General features: G+C 75.6%; 13 protein-coding genes. 10 read left to right on the top strand and 3 right to left on the bottom strand.

The window, feature by feature from the left end; genetic code table 11:
• Positions 1–127 precede the first annotated feature (127 nt).
• Positions 128–1,516 carry a cystathionine beta-synthase gene (locus ACFYNS_RS23410; RefSeq protein WP_388604908.1) on the top strand — a complete coding sequence of 463 codons (1,389 nt, stop codon included), beginning with the start codon at positions 128–130 and terminating at the stop codon, positions 1,514–1,516.
• A 177-nt stretch (positions 1,517–1,693) separates the two neighbouring features.
• Here ACFYNS_RS23410 and ACFYNS_RS23405 read toward each other — a convergent pair whose 3' ends face one another.
• Complete coding sequence (locus ACFYNS_RS23405) at positions 1,694–2,131, bottom strand: hypothetical protein (protein ID WP_360302692.1); 438 nt, start codon at positions 2,129–2,131, stop codon at positions 1,694–1,696.
• Between the two features lie 148 nt (positions 2,132–2,279).
• Between ACFYNS_RS23405 and ACFYNS_RS23400 the strand changes: the two genes are divergently transcribed.
• Positions 2,280–3,131, top strand: coding sequence for a MurR/RpiR family transcriptional regulator (locus tag ACFYNS_RS23400; protein ID WP_360302695.1), 852 nt, complete (start codon positions 2,280–2,282; stop codon positions 3,129–3,131).
• A 222-nt stretch (positions 3,132–3,353) separates the two neighbouring features.
• Here ACFYNS_RS23400 and ACFYNS_RS23395 read toward each other — a convergent pair whose 3' ends face one another.
• Positions 3,354–4,142 (bottom strand): TIGR03086 family metal-binding protein, encoded by a 789-nt coding sequence (locus tag ACFYNS_RS23395; protein ID WP_388604906.1) that lies wholly within the window; start codon positions 4,140–4,142, stop codon positions 3,354–3,356.
• 528 nt (positions 4,143–4,670) lie between these two features.
• Here ACFYNS_RS23395 and ACFYNS_RS23390 point away from each other — a divergent pair.
• The gene (locus ACFYNS_RS23390; RefSeq protein WP_360301327.1) at positions 4,671–5,870 is read left to right on the top strand and encodes a PP2C family protein-serine/threonine phosphatase; all 1,200 of its coding nucleotides are present in this window, start codon (positions 4,671–4,673) and stop codon (positions 5,868–5,870) included.
• Positions 5,871–6,745: 875 nt separating this feature from the next.
• Here the strand turns inward: ACFYNS_RS23390 and ACFYNS_RS23385 are convergent.
• On the bottom strand, positions 6,746–7,459 hold the full coding sequence (locus ACFYNS_RS23385; protein ID WP_360301324.1) for a type 1 glutamine amidotransferase domain-containing protein: 714 nt from the start codon (positions 7,457–7,459) through the stop codon (positions 6,746–6,748).
• Positions 7,460–7,774: 315 nt separating this feature from the next.
• Here ACFYNS_RS23385 and hutU point away from each other — a divergent pair, with 315 nt between their 5' ends.
• The 7 genes from hutU (at position 7,775) to ACFYNS_RS23350 (ending at position 17,069) form a co-directional block, all read left to right on the top strand.
• Positions 7,775–9,445, top strand: coding sequence for a urocanate hydratase (hutU, locus tag ACFYNS_RS23380; RefSeq protein ID WP_360301321.1), 1,671 nt, complete (start codon positions 7,775–7,777; stop codon positions 9,443–9,445).
• Positions 9,445–10,779 (top strand): allantoate amidohydrolase, encoded by a 1,335-nt coding sequence (locus ACFYNS_RS23375; RefSeq protein ID WP_388604903.1) that lies wholly within the window; start codon positions 9,445–9,447, stop codon positions 10,777–10,779. Before hutU ends, ACFYNS_RS23375 begins: the two co-directional genes overlap by 1 nt.
• An 8-nt stretch (positions 10,780–10,787) precedes the next feature.
• A complete protein-coding gene (locus ACFYNS_RS23370) occupies positions 10,788–12,386 on the top strand; it encodes a formimidoylglutamate deiminase (RefSeq protein ID WP_388604901.1) in 1,599 nt (532 codons plus the stop codon).
• Between the two features lie 79 nt (positions 12,387–12,465).
• Entirely contained in the window at positions 12,466–13,662 is a 1,197-nt protein-coding gene (gene hutI, locus ACFYNS_RS23365; RefSeq protein ID WP_360301316.1) for an imidazolonepropionase, read from the top strand.
• Between the two features lie 70 nt (positions 13,663–13,732).
• Positions 13,733–14,770: a 3-oxoacyl-ACP synthase III family protein gene (locus tag ACFYNS_RS23360; protein WP_388604899.1), complete on the top strand. Its 1,038-nt coding sequence runs from the start codon at positions 13,733–13,735 to the stop codon at positions 14,768–14,770.
• Positions 14,767–15,576 (top strand): glycosyltransferase, encoded by an 810-nt coding sequence (locus ACFYNS_RS23355; RefSeq protein WP_388604897.1) that lies wholly within the window; start codon positions 14,767–14,769, stop codon positions 15,574–15,576. The genes ACFYNS_RS23360 and ACFYNS_RS23355 overlap by 4 nt, the downstream gene beginning before the upstream one ends.
• The gene (locus tag ACFYNS_RS23350; protein WP_388604895.1) at positions 15,576–17,069 is read left to right on the top strand and encodes a class I adenylate-forming enzyme family protein; all 1,494 of its coding nucleotides are present in this window, start codon (positions 15,576–15,578) and stop codon (positions 17,067–17,069) included. The genes ACFYNS_RS23355 and ACFYNS_RS23350 overlap by 1 nt, the downstream gene beginning before the upstream one ends.
• The last annotated feature ends 47 nt before the right edge of the window (positions 17,070–17,116 follow it).

Raw genomic sequence — 17,116 nt, 5'->3', positions numbered from 1 at the left:
AAGACTGTGTTGCCCCGTGCGGCCCGCCCTGCAACGCACCTGGGGTGTGCACGTGTTGCCCCATAAGGTGTCGGCACGGGCTCGCGACCCCGCGGCCCTGCGACCACGACTACGCGCGGAGACCACGGTGCAGTATCACGAGTCGATGATCGAGCTTGTCGGCAACACCCCGCTGCTCAAGCTCAACAGTGTCACGGACGGTATCCAGGCCACCGTCCTTGCCAAGGTCGAGTACTTCAATCCAGGCGGTTCCGTGAAGGACCGGATCGCGCTGCGCATGATCGAGGCGGCAGAGCAGTCCGGCGAGCTGCGGCCCGGCGGGGTGATCGTGGAGCCCACCTCGGGCAACACCGGTGTCGGACTGGCCATCGTGGCGCAGCAGAAGGGGTACCGGTGCCTCTTCGTCTGCCCCGACAAGGTCTCCATGGACAAGATCAATGTGCTGCGGGCCTACGGAGCCGAGGTCGTGGTCTGCCCCACGGCCGTCGATCCCGAACATCCCGACTCTTACTACAACGTTTCCGACAGGCTCGTGCGCGAAACCCCGGGCGCCTGGAAGCCCGACCAGTACAGCAACCCCAACAACCCCCGCTCGCACCACGAGTCGACCGGCCCTGAGCTGTGGGAGCAGACCGACGGCCGGATCACCCACTTCGTGGCCGGCATCGGCACCGGCGGCACCATCAGCGGCACCGGCCGCTATCTGAAGGAAGTCAGCGACGGCCGGGTGCGGATCGTGGGCGCCGACCCCGAGGGCTCGGTCTACTCCGGCGGTTCGGGCCGTCCCTACCTGGTCGAGGGCGTGGGTGAGGACTTCTGGCCGGACGCCTACGACCGCGGCGTCACCGACGAGATCGTGGCCGTCTCGGACAAGGACTCCTTCCAGATGACCCGGCGGCTGGCCAAGGAGGAGGGGCTGCTGGTCGGCGGGTCCTGCGGGATGGCCGTGGTCGGCGCGCTGGAGGTGGCCAAGCGGCTCGGCCCGGACGACCTGGTGGTCGTGCTGCTGCCGGACGGCGGGCGCGGCTACCTGAGCAAGATCTTCAACGACGAGTGGATGAACGACTACGGCTTCCTGGAGGAGGGCGGCAGCACCGGCGCCCGGGTCGGCGAGGTGCTGCGCTTCAAGGAGGGCCCGATCCCCTCGCTGGTGCACATGCACCCGGAGGAGAAGGTGGGCGAGGCCATCGAGGTGCTGCGCGAGTACGGCGTCTCGCAGATGCCCGTGGTCAAGCGCGGCGCCGGGCACCCGGACGTGATGGCCGCCGAGGTGATCGGGTCCGTCGTCGAACGTGAGCTGCTCGACGCGCTGTTCGCGCAGCGCGCCTCCCTCGGGGACCCGCTGGAGAAGCACATGAGCTCACCCCTGCCGCACGTGGGCGCCGGGGAGAGCGTGGCCGACCTGATGGCCGTCCTGGAGGGCGCCGACGCGGCGGTCGTCCTCGCGGAGGGCAAGCCGAGCGGCGTCGTGAGCCGTCAGGACCTGCTCGCCTTCCTCGCGCACGAGGGCCGCTGAGCACGCTGACGCGTGCTCGCGGGGCGCTGAGCCTCCGATGACCGGCGGCGGCTCCGTCCGCCCGGGCCGCCCCGGTCGCCCGGCCCCGGGCGGCCGGGGCGTCGTCGTCGGCGGGGTCTCGCGGTGCGCGGGAGCAGTCGCCCGTGGGGAGTCGGCCGGCCCGGGGCCGGTACGGGCTCAGTCGAAGTCGGAGGTGCGGGTGCTGCCGCCGCGGGAGAACCAGGAGCGGCTGGCCTGCAGGCCGTTCACCGCGACGATGCCCGCCCAGCAGGTGACCAGGCCGGTCAGGCCGGCGTTGGCCACCGCGATCGCCGAGAGGGGGATCGCCAGCACCAGGGAGGCCACCGCCAGGCCCAGCCGGGCGCCGAGCCCGTCCGGCAGGCCGGACGCGGGCCGCGGCTGCGGAGCGGCGCCGACGCTGCTGCCCCGGGCGGCGACCATCTGCTCCTCCGCCATCCGGCGCCGCACTCGCTTGTCGACCACGGTGTCGAGTCGCTGCTCCACCTTTTCGAGGAACGAGTCGAGCAGTTCGGTCTCGTACTCGGGGCCCAGTTCCCGGCGCGTCTGCAACGTCGCGTCGAGTTCTTTCCTCAGCTCATGGTCGGCTCCGCTCATGTCCGCCAGCCTACGGGCGCCGCGGGCGGCGGGCAGTGGTGCTAGCCCCCCTTCGCCGCGGGCACCCGCCGCGGCTCCGTCTTGCCCGGGGCGGCCGCTGCTGCATAGGGTTATGCAAGGGAGGAGCGGGCTGAATGAGAGGTGCGGGATGGGCAGCGCGAGCGCGCGGTTGCTGAAGCTCTTCGAAGGGCACCGGCTGACCCCGACCCAGCGCCGCATCGCGCACTGCATGGTCCGCAGGGCGGGCGACGCCCCGTTCCTCTCCAGTGTCGAACTCGCCGAGCTGGCCGGAGTCAGCCAGCCCTCCGTCACCCGGTTCGCGGTGGCGCTCGGCTTCGACGGCTACCCGGCGCTCCGCCGCCATCTGCGCGAGAGCGAGCCGCCCGCGGAAGGCGAGTCCGCCGCGGAGGGCGAGGGGTCCACCGGGCTCAGCGAGTACCAGCAGGCCGTACACGCCGAGATCGAGAACCTGCGGCACCTGGCCGCGCTGCTGGAGGACCCGGCACCGGTCGAGCGCGCCGGTGCGCTGCTGGCCGCCTCCCGCCCGTTGCCCGTGCTCGGACTCCGGGCCGCGGCCGCACAGGCGACCGGCTTCGCGTACTTCGCGGCCAAGGTCCACCCCGATGTCCGGCTGCTCACCGAGGGCGGCTCCATGCTCCTGGACCGCATCGACGGCTGCGTACGTGCCGGAGCCCGGACGCTGCTGTGCTTCGCGCTGCCCCGTCACCCGCGCGAGACGGTGGAGGCGCTGGAGAGCGCGCGGGAGGCCGGGCTGTCGGTCGTCACCGTCGCCGACAGCGCCTTCGCGCCGGTCGCCCACCCCGAGGATCTGCTGTTGCCCGCGGCCGTCGGTACGGGCCTGGCCTTCGACACGGCGTGCGCACCCATGCTGCTGGGCCGGGTGCTGCTGGAGGCGATGTGCGACGGGCTGCCGGACGCGCAGGCACGCCTGGAGGAGTTCGACACGCGAGCCGGAGAGCGTGGCCTTTTCGCCGAGTGAGCCGGTGCCGTCCACGCGCCCGCCGCCCACCGGCCCACCCGGCACGCGCCCACCCGGCACGCGCCCACCCGCCACGCGCCCACCCGCCACGGGTCGGCCGGTACCGGCCGCCCGGCCGGAGCCCCTCGGCCGGGGGTGCACCCCACCGGACCGGGGCGCCCCACCGGACCGGGGCGCCCCGCCGACGCGGGGCACGCCCCGGCCGTCGGGGATCACCCGGGATCACCCCGGGTCGCGCCCGAGGAGAGCCAGCAGCCGGTCCCCGGGCGGGGCGCCGGGCGCGAGGTGCACCTCCGGCCCGAACAGCGGCCGCCGGGCTTCCGCGTGCGGCACCAGGTGCCGGGCCACCGGCAGCAGCCGCGCCGCCAGCGGCGCGGGAACGGGGCACGCGGTCCGGCCGGTGGCCCGGGCGATGTCCCAGCCGTGCACCGCGATCTCCACCGCGCCCGTCAGTGCCAGGGCGGTCGCCGTCAGCGGCGCGCCGGCCACCGCGACCGGCCGGTGCCGCGGACCGTCGCGGGTCCAGACGCCCAGCAGCCGCGCGGCGCGCAGCCGGAAGGCCGCAGCGGGATCCGCCTCGCCCGCGCCGTCACCCGCCGGATCCGCCGGATCCGCCGGGCCCCCCGTGCCGTTCCCGGGCTCCGGGTACAGCGCGACCGTGCCCTCCGTGAGGCCCTCGTGCAGAGCCCGCAGCGAGTCGTCCGCGTGCGCCATCAGCCTGCCCAGGTCCCATCGCGCGCAGGGGGTCGGCCGATCCAGCAGCGAGGGGGTCACCGGCTGCGCGGTGCCCAGCGCATAGCCGAGGGCCCGCCGCAGCAGCTCCGCCGCCCGCACGGCGGAGTCCTCCGCGGGCGCGGCGTTCTCGTATGCGGCCTCGCCGAAGCCCCCGCCGCACCCCGCGCCTGCCGTGTTCCGCTCGTCCCCGCGGTCCCGCTGCTGCCGCGGAAGGTCCCGGTTCCCGCCGCCCTCCCGGCCCGCCGGTTCGTCTCCGTGCGCGCGGTCGTGGAACACGGCGCTAGGGGGCGGAGCGGTCGGCGGCGGTCCCGGCGGCCCGGCACACGGGACCGGTGGTCCCGCCGACGGTGGCGGGCCGGGCGCGGCCGCCGCGGCCCCTGTGGCTGCCGTCCGACCCCTCGCCCGGCGCGGCGCGGGGTGCGCACGCGGCGCCGTACCGCGCCCGCGGCGGCCGTGCATCGGTGCTGTCCGGCGCCGTGCCGCCCGGCCTGCTCCCGCTCGTCTCCACCATGGTTCCGCCTCTCGGTGCCGTACGCCGGGCGCGTTGCTCCGGCGTTCCCGGAGGACGGACCGGGCCCGGAGCGCGAACTCATCGCCGCGCCCGGCTGCCGGCCGCCCCGGTCCCACAGCCCGGACACGTGGACCTCCCGTGGGACGGCACGCGCCGCGGCGGAGATCGCGGCCGGACCGGTCCGCATGTGTCTGCGATAGGTTCTTTCGCGGGACTCTTCCGGAACGGCTGAACCCGTGCGATCCCAGTACCAGCGGGGTCATCGTCAGCCCCGCACAGAACCAGGACCGCTCGTGGACAGATTCGCCGCCCTGCAGCAGGCGCTGCGCTCCGCACCGCCGCACGCGCTCGCCCGGGTCGTCATCGAGGAACTGCGCGGCCGGTACGGCGCCGGGCGCGTCGAACTCCGCATGGTCGACTACGGCATGAAGTCGCTGCAGCTGGTCGACGGCCACGCCGCCGAGACCGGGCCGGTGTCCGTCCACGACAGCCCGCAGGGCCGGGCGTTCGGCTCCCAGGAGCCCTTCACGGTCCAGCAGTCCGACGGCGGAGCCGTCGTCCATCTGCCGGTCACCCTCCGCGGCGACCGGCTGGGCACGCTCTCGGTCGGGCTGCCGCCCTCGGCCGATCCCGGCGGCCTGCTGCCCGTGCTGCGGCAGGTGTGCGAGGCGCTCGGCCACGAAATCCTGGTCGCCGAGCGGGACACGGACGTGTTCCTGCTCGCCCGCCGGGCCTCCCGGCTGACCCTGGCTGCGGAGATGCAGTGGCAGCTGCTGCCCGGCCGCACCTGCGTCCGCGACGAGTTCGAGGTCGGCGCCCATCTGGAGCCCGCGTACGCCATCCACGGCGACAGCTTCGACTGGGAGGCGTCGGAGCGGTATCTGACCCTCGCCGTCACCAACGGCATGGGCGAGGGCATAGAAGCGGCGCTGCTGACCAACCTCGCCACCAACGCGCTGCGCAACGCGCGCCGGGCCGGACTGGATCTGGCGGGGCAGGCGACACTGGCCGACCAGGCGGTCTACGCGCAGTACCGGGGCGCGGCCTACGTGTCCGTGCTGCTGCTGCGGTTCGAGCTGTCGACCGGCCGGGTGGCGGTCGTGGACGCGGGCTCCCCGCGGATGTGGCGGATACGGGGCCGTGACGTGGCGGCTGTCGACTTCGACCACCAGTTGCCGCTGGGCATGTTCGAGGACACGGTCTACGTGGAGGAGTCCTTCACGGTGCGGCCCGGCGACCGCCTGCTGATCGGCAGTGACGGCGTCTACGACACGCCCTCGGCCCCGGCGGGGGAGGCGGCGCCGGACCGGGGCGAGAAGTACGGCGAGCGCGCGCTCGCCCGCTCGCTGCCGGGGCACCGGCTGCTGCCCGCCGGTCTGGTCCCCGCCGCGGTCCTCCGGGAACTGTCGACCTACCGCGGCGAGGCGCCGCTTCAGGACGACGCGCTGGTGATGTGCGTGGACTGGCACGGCAGCCCGGGGAAGACGGCCTGAGGGCCTCCCGCACCCCGGCGTGCGGTGGGCCGATCCGACGGGTGCTCCGGCCGTGACCCGCCCCGGGCTCAGGCGTTCGGGCCGACCGGGGCGGTGCGCTCCGCTCCGGGCCGTGGATCCACCGGGAGGGCCGCGGCCGCGACGTGCCGGAACCCGCTCGGGTCGACGCCCCGGGCGCGGTTGAACGCCGCGCTGAAGCCGAACCGGTCGGCGTACCGACGGTGCGGGCGATGTCCGCCACGGTTGCGGTCCCCGGCTCGACCAGGAGGTCGGCGGCGAGGGCCAGGTGCCAGTGGGTGAGGTAGGTCAGGGGCGGTTCGCCGACCAGGTCGGCGAACCGCTTGGCCGGCGTCGAGCGCGACACACCGGTGCGCTCGGCCGGCCCGGTGACCGTCCACGGTGCTGCCGGGTCGGCGTGCAGCAGGCGCAGCGCGTCGCCGACCACCGGGTCCCGCCGGGCGGCCCACCGGGCCGGGGCTCGCCGCCGGGCGATCCGGCTGTTCACCGCCCCGGACTCGCTCAAGGTGCGCCGACTGCGCCGCGATCCTGGCGCCTCGCTCGTCGTCGCGGCGCCGGTGGGGGAGCGGGAGCGCCGGCTGTCGGTCACCGGCCGCACCACGGTGGGACCCGACGTGGCGCACGATCTGTGCGTCCGTCTGGCTGCCCGCCACGGGGAGCTCGACGACCCGGTCCGTGCCGACCAGCTTGCCGCGATCCTGGCGCGGACCGGACCCGTGTCGTCCTCCGCCCGGAGACCGTGCGGCGTTTCCTGCACTGTCCCGCGGCGGCGAGCCGTGCGCCCGCGCCGCCGGTCCGGCGGCGCCGCACCTCGCGCGCGGCCGGAGCCCGGGGCCGGGGGTGCCGGGGGTGCGGGCTCAGCCGAGCATCTTGATCAGCTCGGCGGCCACCGGACCGGCCGACGCGGGGTTCTGACCGGTCACCAGGTTGTGGTCGACCACCACGTGCGGGGCCCACGGTTCGCCCGCGTCGAAGTGCGCCCCGGCCTCGACCAGCCGGTCCTGGAGCAGCCACTTGGCCTTGTCGGCCAGTCCCGTCATGCGCTCCTCGGCGTTGGTGAAGCCGGTGAGCCGATAGCCGTGCACGGCGTTGGCGCCTTCCTGGGTCTGGGCGGCCAGCAGCGCGGCGGGGCCGTGGCAGACCACGCCGAGCGGCCTGCCGGAGGCGAGGGTGCGTACCAGCAGGGTGCCGGAGTCCGAGTCGGTCGCCAGGTCCTCCATCGGGCCGTGCCCGCCCGGGTAGAAGACGGCGTCGAATCCGGCCGGGCCGCCGGCGCTGTCGATGCGCACGTCCTCGATGCTCAGCGGGTGGCCCAGCGCGGTGAAGGACTCCAGTCCGGCCGCGACCCGGTCGGCGTTGTCCTGTCCGCCGTTCGCGTCGGCGGACAGACTGGCCTCGTCGACGGCGGGCACGACTCCGCCGGGGGTGGCGACGACGACCTCGTGGCCCACCGTGGTGAACGCCTCGTAGGGGGTGACGGCCTCGTCGGCCCAGAAGCCGGTGGGGTGCTGGGTGCCGTCGGCGAGCGTCCAGTGCCGGGCGCCGGTGAGCACGAAAAGGATCTGCGTCATGTCGTTCTCCGGGGGCTGCGGGGGAGGGCTACTGGACGACCGTAGGCCGCGCCGGGCCGCCATGGCCGCTGACGCCACCGGGCGAGCCCGTCCCGTCCCCTGGCCGCCGCAGTCCGCCGGTCCGCCGCGGTCCGCGGGCGGCCGGGGAGGCGAGACCGACTCCCGGGTGGCCGGATGGACCCGTTGACTAGAACTATTCAATGCGTATCGTTGGTGAATAGATTTGATACGCGACCACTGAGTGCGCGTACGCCCCCCGGAGTGCGTGGCACACCCGGCGCGCGCGTACGCCGCGAGTCGAGGAGGCAGGGCCACATGACCAGCACCGCAGGACCGCGCCCGGTCAGGGCACCGCGCGGCAGCGAGCTGAGCGCGCTCGGATGGCAGCAGGAGGCCGCGCTGCGGATGCTGCAGAACAACCTCGACCCCGAGGTCGCCGAACACCCCGACGAACTCGTCGTCTATGGCGGCACCGGCAAGGCCGCCCGCGACTGGACGTCCTTCGACGCGATGCTCCGCACCCTGCGCACCCTCCGCGGCGACGAGACGATGCTCGTCCAGTCCGGGCGCCCCGTCGGGGTGATGACCACCCACGAGTGGGCCCCGCGCGTGCTGATCGCCAACTCCAACCTGGTCGGCGACTGGGCCAACTGGGAGGAGTTCCGGCGACTGGAACAGCTCGGTCTGACCATGTACGGCCAGATGACCGCCGGTTCGTGGATCTACATCGGCACCCAGGGCATCCTCCAGGGCACCTACGAGACGTTCGCGGCGGTCGCGGCGAAGAAGTTCGGCGGCACCCTCGCGGGAACCATCACCCTGACCGCCGGGCTGGGCGGGATGGGCGGTGCCCAGCCGCTCGCCGTCACCATGAACGACGGTGTCGCGGTGGTGGTCGAGTGCGACCCCTCGCGGATCGCCCGCCGTATCGAACACGGCTACCTCGACGTCCGCGCCGAGAACGCCGCGGACGCGCTGCGGCTCGCCGTCGAGGCCCGGGACGCGCGCCGGCCGCTCTCCATCGGCCTGCTCGGCAACGCCGCCGAGGTGCTGCCCCGGATGCTCGCCGACGGCGCTCCGATCGACATCGTCACCGACCAGACCTCCGCGCACGACCCGCTCGCCTATCTGCCCGCCGGTGTCGACTTCGCCGACATGGCCGCCTACGCCGCCGAGAAGCCCGCCGACTTCACCCTCCGGGCACGCGAGTCGATGGCCGCGCACGTGGCGGCGATGGTCGGCTTCCAGGACGCGGGCGCCGAGGTCTTCGACTACGGCAACTCCCTGCGCGGCGAGGCCCGGCTTGCCGGGTACGCGCGCGCGTTCGACTTCCCCGGCTTCGTCCCCGCCTACATCCGGCCCCTCTTCTGCGAGGGCAAGGGCCCCTTCCGCTGGGCCGCCCTCTCCGGCGACCCCGCCGACATCGCCGCCACCGACCGGGCCCTGCTCGATCTCTTCCCGGAGAACGCCTCGCTCGCCCGCTGGCTGAAGCTCGCCGGTGAACGCGTGCACTACCAGGGGCTCCCGGCGCGGATCTGCTGGCTCGGCTACGGCGAGCGGGCCGCGGCCGGTGAGCGCTTCAACGACATGGTCGCCGGCGGGGAACTGGCGGCGCCGCTCGTGCTCGGCCGCGACCACCTGGACTGCGGCTCGGTGGCCTCGCCCTACCGCGAGACCGAGGCCATGCGCGACGGCTCCGACGCCATCGCCGACTGGCCCATGCTCAACGCCATGCTCAATGTCGCCTCCGGCGCCACCTGGGTCTCCCTGCACCACGGAGGCGGGGTCGGCATGGGCCGCTCGCTGCACGCCGGCCAGGTCACCGTCGCCGACGGCACCGCGCTCGCGGGCGAGAAGCTGCGCCGGGTGCTGACCAACGACCCGGGCACGGGCGTGATCCGGCACGTCGACGCCGGGTACCCGGAGGCGGAGGCCGTCGCCGAGGACCGCGGCGTCCGCATCCCGATGCGCGAGGGGGACGCCTGATGGGGGACCACGAGGAGGCCGCCGGGACCGTGGGAGCCGCAGGGGACGCGCCGGGTCCGGTGCCGCACCCGGCGGGGAAGGGCGGCCCGCCGCCCTCGTTCCGGCAGATGTGGCGGGAGCTGCTGCCGCTGGGGCGGTCCGCGGCGGGCGGGTACCGCCGCTTCGCGTGGACGGGGCCCGACCTGGAGTGCCGGGAGTGGTTCCGGGAGCAGGCGGCGGTCCGGGGGCTGGCCTACGAGGTCGACCGGAACGGCAACCAGTGGGCCTGGGCCGGGCCTGACACCGAGGGGGCCGACGGGGCCGCCGCGGGGCCCGCCGCCGAAGGCTCCGCGGGCGACGCGGTGGTGACCGGGTCGCACCTGGACTCCGTCCCCGACGGCGGCGCCTTCGACGGCCCGCTGGGTGTGCTGTCGGCCCTCGCCGCACACGACGAGCTCCGCGCCCGGGGCACCGCCTTCACCCGCCCGCTGGCCATCGTCAACTTCGCCGACGAGGAGGGGGCCCGCTTCGGACTGGCCTGCGTGGGCTCCCGCCTGGCGAGCGGTGCGCTGACCCGGCAGGACGCCCACGCGCTGCGGGACGCCGAGGGGGTGACGCTCGCGCAGGCCATGGAGGCCGCCGGGCAGGACCCCGGGACGCTCGGCCCCGACCCCGAGCGCCTCGCGCGGATCGGCGCGTTCGTCGAACTGCACATCGAGCAGGGTCGGGCGCTGGCCGAAACCGCGCACCCGGTGGCCGTCGCCTCGGCGATCTGGCCGCACGGCCGCTGGCGGTTCGACTTCCGGGGCGAGGCCAACCACGCGGGCACCACCCGGCTGGAGGACCGCCGCGACCCGATGCTCACCTACGCCAACACCGTCCTGGCGGCCCGCAAGAAGGCGCGGCTTGCGGGCGCGCTGGCCACCTTCGGCCGGGTGGACGTGCAGCCGAACGGAGTGAACGCCATCCCGTCCCAGGTCAGCGGCTGGCTCGACGCGCGGGCCCCGGATGCGGGAACCCTGGAGAGCGTCGTCGCCGAGATCGAACGCGCCGCCGGGGAGCGGGGCGGGCGGGACGGCGTGCACGTCGAGGTCACCGGCGAGTCCGCGACGCCGCTGGTCGAGTTCGACCACGCGCTGCGTGACCGGGTCCGCGCCCTGCTCGGCGGCGAGGTGCCGGTGCTGCCCACCGGCGCCGGACACGACGCGGGTATTTTGTCCGCTTCGGTGCCCACGGCCATGCTGTACGTCCGCAACCCGACCGGTGTCTCGCACTCGCCCGCCGAGTTCGCGGAGGAGGACGACTGTGCGGCGGGCGTGACCGCGCTCGCCGACGTACTGGAAGGTCTGATGTGACGACCGGGATGCGAACGGCACCGACCGGGACGCGGACGGCGCCGACCGGAGGGGCGCCGGCTGGAGCGGGCCAGCCCGAGGCGGGACCGACCGGAACGGGACGGCCTGGGACGGGACCGACCGGAACGGGCCCCGCTGCCGCGCGGAAGACCGAGGCCGGGGCGACCGCCTCGCGCAGGACCGCGGCGACGCCGGCCGCGGCGGCCGGGCCGCACCCCGGAGCGACCGGCCCCGACCCCGGCGGCGCGCCCGCCGCGAAGGTCTACTGGTGCGAGAACGCCTGGCTCAACGGCACCGTGGAGCCGCATGTCGTCCTGGAGGTGACCGCGCACGGCCGGTTCGGGGCCGTCCGCACCGGCGTCCCCGCGCCACCGCCCGGAGCCGTCGTGCTGCGCGGACTGACCCTGCCCGGACTGGCGAACGCGCACTCGCACGCGTTCCACCGCGCCCTGCGCGGCACCGTCCAGGTCGGTTCCGGCACCTTCTGGACGTGGCGCGACACCATGTACCGGACGGCGGCGCTGCTCACCCCGGACAGCTACTACACGCTGGCCCGCGCCGTGTACGCCGAGATGGCGCTGGCCGGGATCACCTGCGTGGGCGAGTTCCACTACCTGCACCACGCGCCGGGCGGCGCACGCTACGACGACCCCAACGCCATGAGCCACGCGCTGGTCGCGGCCGCGGCCGACGCGGGCATCCGCATCACCCTGCTGGACACCGCCTATCTCGCCGCCGGAATCGGCAAGGACGGCCGCGGCGAACCGCCCACCCGGCAGCAGCAGCGCTTCAGCGACGGCAGCGCGGAGGCGTGGGCCGAACGCGCCGCCGCCTTCACCCCGCAGGGCGACCACGCGCGGGTCGGTGCCGCGGTGCACTCCGTGCGTGCCGTGCCCGCAGGGGAGCTGCACACCGTCGCCGAGTGGGCCCGGCAGCGGGACGCGCCGCTGCACGTCCACCTGTCCGAGCAGGTCGCGGAGAACGAGGCGTGCCGCGGCGCCCACGGCCGCACCCCGACCGCGCTGCTCGACGCGCACGGGGTGCTGGGCGCTCGGACCACGGCCGTGCACGCCACTCATCTGACGCCGGAGGACATCCGCCTGCTCGGCGGCTCCCGCACCGGTGTGTGCATGTGCCCGACCACCGAACGCGACCTCGCCGACGGCATCGGACCAGCACCCGCCCTCGAACGCGCCGGGTGCGGGCTGTCGCTGGGCAGCGACAGCCACGCCGTGATCGACCTGTTCGAGGAGGCCCGCGCGCTGGAGCTCGACGAGCGGCTCGCCAGCCGCACCCGCGGCCACTGGACGGCGGGCCAACTGCTGCGGGCCGCCACCGCGGGCGGGCACACCGCCCTCGGCCGACCGGAGGCGGGCCGCCTGGAGACCGGGGCGCCGGCCGACTTCACCACCGTCGCGCTCGACTCGGTGCGCACGGCCGGGCCGGTGGCACGACTGGCCGCCGAGACGACCGTGTTCGCCGCCACCTCCGCCGACGTGCGCCACACGGTGGTCGGCGGCCGGCAGGTGGTGCGGGACGGTGCGCACACCCTCCTGGACGCCGTCCCCGAAGCCCTCGCCCGGGCCGTCGCCGCCCTCCGCCCGTGACAGCCGCCCTCCGCCCGTGACAGCCGCGCACCGCGGCCCGACCCGTGCCTGTGCCTCCCGCGACCAAGGACCGACCCTCATGAGCCGACCGCCTGCCACCTTCTCCCTCACCAACCTCGCCACCCTCGTCACCAACGACCCCGCACAGGGCGACGGAAGCCCGCTCGGGCTGATCGAGAACGCGGCCCTGGTCGTCGAGGACGGCCACGTCGCCTGGGTGGGCCCCAGCCGCGAGGCCCCCGCCGCCGACGAGACCGTGGACGCGGGCGGCCGGGCCGCCGTCCCCGGGTTCGTCGACAGCCACTCCCACCTGCTCTACGCGGGCGACCGCACCCAGGAGTTCAACGCCCGGATGTCGGGCCGCCCCTACACCGCCGGCGGCATCCGCACCACCGTGCAGGCGACCCGCGAGGCATCCGACGCGGCCCTGGCGGCCACGCTGAAGGCGCATCTGGCGGAGATGGCCGCCCAGGGCACGACGACCGTCGAGACGAAGTCCGGATACGGGCTGACGGCCGAGCACGAGGCCCGTGCGTTGCGGGTGGCGGCCGAGGCCGGGGTCGAGGAGGTCACCTACCTCGGCGCCCACATCGTGCCGCCGGAGTACGCCGCCGACCCCGACGCCTACACCGCGCTCGTGGCCGGGGAGATGCTCGACGCGTGCGCCCCCCACGCGCGCTGGGTGGACGTCTTCTGCGAGGAGGGCGCCTTCGACGAGGACCAGTCGCGCGCCATCCTCACCGCCGGCCGGGCCAAGGGGCTGGTGCCCCGGGTGCACGCCAACCAGCTGACGCACGGCCCCGGGGTGCGGCTCGCCGTCGAGCTGGAGGCGGCCTCCGCCGACCACTGCACGCACCTGAACAGCGCGGACATCGACGCGCTCGCCCAGGGCAGCACGGTGGCCACGCTGCTGCCGGGGTGCGAGTTCTCCACCCGCGCCGTCTACCCGGACGCGCGCCGGCTGCTGGACGTGGGCGTCACCGTCGCGCTGTCCACCGACTGCAACCCCGGCTCCTCGTACACCTCCTCGATGCCGTTCTGCATCGCGGTGGCGGTGCGGGAGATGAACATGACGCCCGACGAAGCCCTCTGGTCGGCGACGGCGGGCGGCGCCCGCGCCCTGCGCCGCACCGACGTCGGACGGCTCTCCCCCGGGGCCCGCGCCGACCTCGCCCTGCTCGACGCCCCCTCCCACGTGCACCTCTCCTACCGGCCGGGGGTCCCCCTCGTCTCCGACGTCTGGCGGCGCGGCGTGCACGTGCGGGGGAACCGGTAGGCAACCGGCGCGGGCACCTGAGTATCCGCACTCATGCCCGCGCCCGCCCCCGCTTCCTAACCTTCCGGGCATGGGGATACACAGCACCTTCGCCGACCGGCCCGCCGCGGCAACGGGCGTGGGTATCACGGGGGTCGGTTCGGCGCTGCCGGAGCGGATCGTGGACTCCGAGCAGCTCCGGCGGACCGTCGTCGAGCGCAGCGGCCTGCCGATTCCGCCGCGGATGATCGAGCGGGCCACCGGCGTCCGGACCCGCCGCGTCGCCGCCGACGGCGAATACGCCTCCACCCTGGCCGTCCGCGCCGCCCGGACGGCACTGGAGCGGGCCGGGCTCGCCCCGCCGGACATCGACCTGCTCCTGTTCGCCTCCGCCACCCGCGACGTGGCCGAACCCGCCACCGCGCACATCGTGCAGCACGCACTGGGCTCCCGCGCCCACGCGCTCGACGTCACCAACGCCTGCAACAGCTTCGTCGGCGGAATCGACCTCGCCCGCGGCATGCTGCTGGCCGGCCGGGCGCAGCGCGCCCTGGTCGTCACGGGGGAGACCCCCAGCCGCGCCGTGCAGCACGCCCCCGCGGACCTGGACCGGTTCCGGGAGGTGTTCGCCGGATACACCTTCGGCGACGCCGGCGCGGCCGTGGTGCTGGAGTCCGTGCCCGGCGGCGGCATCCTCGACATCGGCACCGAGACCCGCTCCGAGCACTGGGACGTCGGCGGGATACCCGGCGGCGGATCCCGCCATCCGCGCGGCGACGAATACACCTGGTTCCACGGCGACGGCGCCGAACTGCGCGACGTGTTCGAGAAGGTCGGCACCTCGGTGCTGGACCGGATGTGGCACCGCACCGGACTGGAGTGGCAGGACTTCCGGCACATCCTCGTCCACCAGGTGACGCTGCCGTACCTGGAGCGCTTCGTGGAGCTGACCGGGGTGCCCCGGGACCGGCTGGTGGTGACCGTGCCCGAACTCGGCAACCTCGCCAGCGCCACCCTGGGGGTCCAACTGGACCTGATCCACGACCGGCTGGATCCCGGCGACCGCGTCCTGCTCGTCGGCCTCGGCGGCGGCGTCAGCCTCATGACGATGGTCTGGGAGAAGGCATGACACCCGTCCGATCCTTCCCGGTCCCCGCACCGCCCGCCCGGGCGGCGACGGCAGCGGCCCGGCCCGCCGGAGCGCTGTGGGTCGTCGTCCCCGCCCACCAGGAGGCCGCGCGGCTGCCCGGCACCCTGGCAGCGCTCGCGGCCCAGCACGACCGGGACTTCACCCTCCTGGTCGTCGACAACGCCTCCACCGACGGCACCGCCGGCCTCGCCCGCGACTTCGCCCGGCGGGCCCCGTTCCCCGTGCACGTCGTCACCGAGCCGCAGAAAGGCGTCGGCTGCGCCGTGGACACCGGCTTCCGGTACGCCATCGCGCACGGCGCCGCGCTCCTCGCCCGCACCGACGCCGACTGCCTGCCCCAGCCCGGCTGGACCGCCGCCGCGCGCGCCGCGCTCGACGCCGGAGCCGGACTGGTCTGCGGCCGCATCACGGCCCGCAGGGACGAGCACGGACCGGTCGGCCGCGCCGCCTTCCGGCTCTTGGTCGCCCTCGCGGCACTCTTCGGACGGCTGCGCCCCGCACACCGGCGCAGCCGCGGCTACCTGGTGCCCTACCGGATGCACGCGGGCAACAACATGGCTCTCACCGCCCGGCTCTACGAGGACGCCGGCGGCATGCCGCGCCGCCCCTCGCCCACCGACCGGCTCTTCCTCAACCGGGTCCGCCGCACCACCGCAGCCGTCGTCCGGGAGCGCCGCATGGTCGTGGCCAACTCCACCCGGCGGCTGCACGCCTACGGACTGCTGACCACCGCACGCTGGTACCTCGACAAGGGGCCGGGCCGGCACGGAGAGGACCCCCGCTGATGCTCGACACCCTGCACGCCGCACTGCGCCGCGACCCGCACCTGCCCGCCGCCCTGGGCGCCGGCCCCACCGGCCGCACCCGGGTCCGGGCCACCCGCGGCGACCTGGCCGACCTGGCCGACCACTACGCGTCCGCCCTCCACCACCGCGGACTGCGGCCCGGCGACACCCTCGGCGTCGCCGTACGGCCCGGACCCCGCGCCCTGGCCGTGCTGCTGGCCGCCTGGCGGCTCGGACTGCGCGCCGCCGTGCTCGACCCCGGCGCGGGCCCCGACGTGCTGCGCGCCCGGCTCGCCCTGGCCCGGCCCGACCTGGTGCTCGCCGACGCCGCGGCGCAGGCCGCCGCCGGGTGGGCGCGCCCGCTGGCCCGCCGCGCCGGGCTCGCCCTCCCCGACCTCGCCGGACTCGGCGGCCCGGTGGCGACGCTGGGGCCCCGGCTGCCGGGCTGCGCCCCCGCGCTGCGGCCCGGCCCGCACCCGGCCCCCCGGGGCGCGGACCACGACGGGGACGCCGTCGTCGTCTTCACCTCCGGTACCGCCTCCCGCCCCCGGGCCGTCGTCCACTCCCGTGCCTCACTGGCCGCCGGGATGGCGACGGTCGGCGACCTGGTACGGCCCGCGGCCGGGCGGCCCGTGCTCGGCGGCACCTTCTTCGTCCTCGTTCCCGCGCTGGCCGCCGGCGCCCCGGTCGCGCTGCCCGCCCGCGCGCCGCGCGTCCTGGCCCGGCAACTCGACCGGCTGCGGCCGCAGGCGAGCTATCTGACGCCGCCCCGGCTGCGGGCCGCGCTCACCGCCGGTGCCCGCTTCACGGGACGGGTGTGGACCGGCTCCGCGCCCGCGAGCGCGGCCCTCCTCACCCGGGTCAAGCAGGCCGGTGCCGCCGAGGCGTGGGGCGTGTACGCGTTGACCGAGCTCTTCCCCGCCGCAGCCGTCGAAGAGGCCGCCAAGGCCGCGTACGAGGGCCCGGGCGACCTGCTGGGCGCGCCGCTGCCCGGCGTCGAGGCGCGCACCGCGGACAGCGGCGAACTCCTCCTCACCGGCCCCGGCGCCCGCCACCGCTGCCTCGGCGAGGAGCCCGACCCGTGGATCGCCACCGGCGACCGCGCCCACCTGGACGCCCGGGACCGGCTCGTACTCGAAGGGCGGATGAAGGACATGGTGCTGCGCCGCGCGGAGAACATCTACCCGGGGCTGTACGAGCCCGCGCTGCACGTGCCCGGCGTCGACCTCGCGCTGCTGGTCGGCGTCCCGGCGCCGGACGGCGACGAGCAGCTCGTCGCCGTCGTCCAGCCCAGCCCCGGCACCGACCGGCGGCGGCTGCGCGGTGCCTTGGAGGGGCCGCTGCGGCGCATGGGCACGGCCCGTCCGGACGCGGTGCTGCTCGCCGACATCCCGCTGTCCGGCCGCTCCCGCAAGCCCGACCGCGCCGCGACCGCGCTGCTGGCCGCGGGACGCCGCCGGGAGACGGCGGGCCGGGTCACGGCGGGCCGATGATGGGCAGGGAGGTGCGGGCCCGGGCGCAGTGGGGCCGGAGGGTGCGG

The organism is Streptomyces sp. NPDC006925 (assembly GCF_042869575.1).
Classification (GTDB): Bacteria; Actinomycetota; Actinomycetes; order Streptomycetales; family Streptomycetaceae; genus Streptomyces.
This window is presented reverse-complemented; position numbering and strand designations above follow the sequence as displayed.

Excerpts from the sequence above, each read along its gene's own strand:
- ACFYNS_RS23405 (WP_360302692.1), bottom strand. The coding sequence starts at position 2,131 with ATGAGCGGAGCCGACCATGAGCTGAGGAAAGAACTCGACGCGACGTTG.
- ACFYNS_RS23375 (WP_388604903.1), top strand. The coding sequence starts at position 9,445 with ATGGGGGACCACGAGGAGGCCGCCGGGACCGTGGGAGCCGCAGGGGAC.
- ACFYNS_RS23400 (WP_360302695.1), top strand. The coding sequence starts at position 2,280 with ATGGGCAGCGCGAGCGCGCGGTTGCTGAAGCTCTTCGAAGGGCACCGG.
- hutI (WP_360301316.1), top strand. The coding sequence starts at position 12,466 with ATGAGCCGACCGCCTGCCACCTTCTCCCTCACCAACCTCGCCACCCTC.
- ACFYNS_RS23355 (WP_388604897.1), top strand. The coding sequence starts at position 14,767 with ATGACACCCGTCCGATCCTTCCCGGTCCCCGCACCGCCCGCCCGGGCG.
- hutU (WP_360301321.1), top strand. The coding sequence starts at position 7,775 with ATGACCAGCACCGCAGGACCGCGCCCGGTCAGGGCACCGCGCGGCAGC.
- ACFYNS_RS23370 (WP_388604901.1), top strand. The coding sequence starts at position 10,788 with ATGCGAACGGCACCGACCGGGACGCGGACGGCGCCGACCGGAGGGGCG.
- ACFYNS_RS23360 (WP_388604899.1), top strand. The coding sequence starts at position 13,733 with ATGGGGATACACAGCACCTTCGCCGACCGGCCCGCCGCGGCAACGGGC.
- ACFYNS_RS23350 (WP_388604895.1), top strand. The coding sequence starts at position 15,576 with ATGCTCGACACCCTGCACGCCGCACTGCGCCGCGACCCGCACCTGCCC.
- ACFYNS_RS23385 (WP_360301324.1), bottom strand. The coding sequence starts at position 7,459 with ATGACGCAGATCCTTTTCGTGCTCACCGGCGCCCGGCACTGGACGCTC.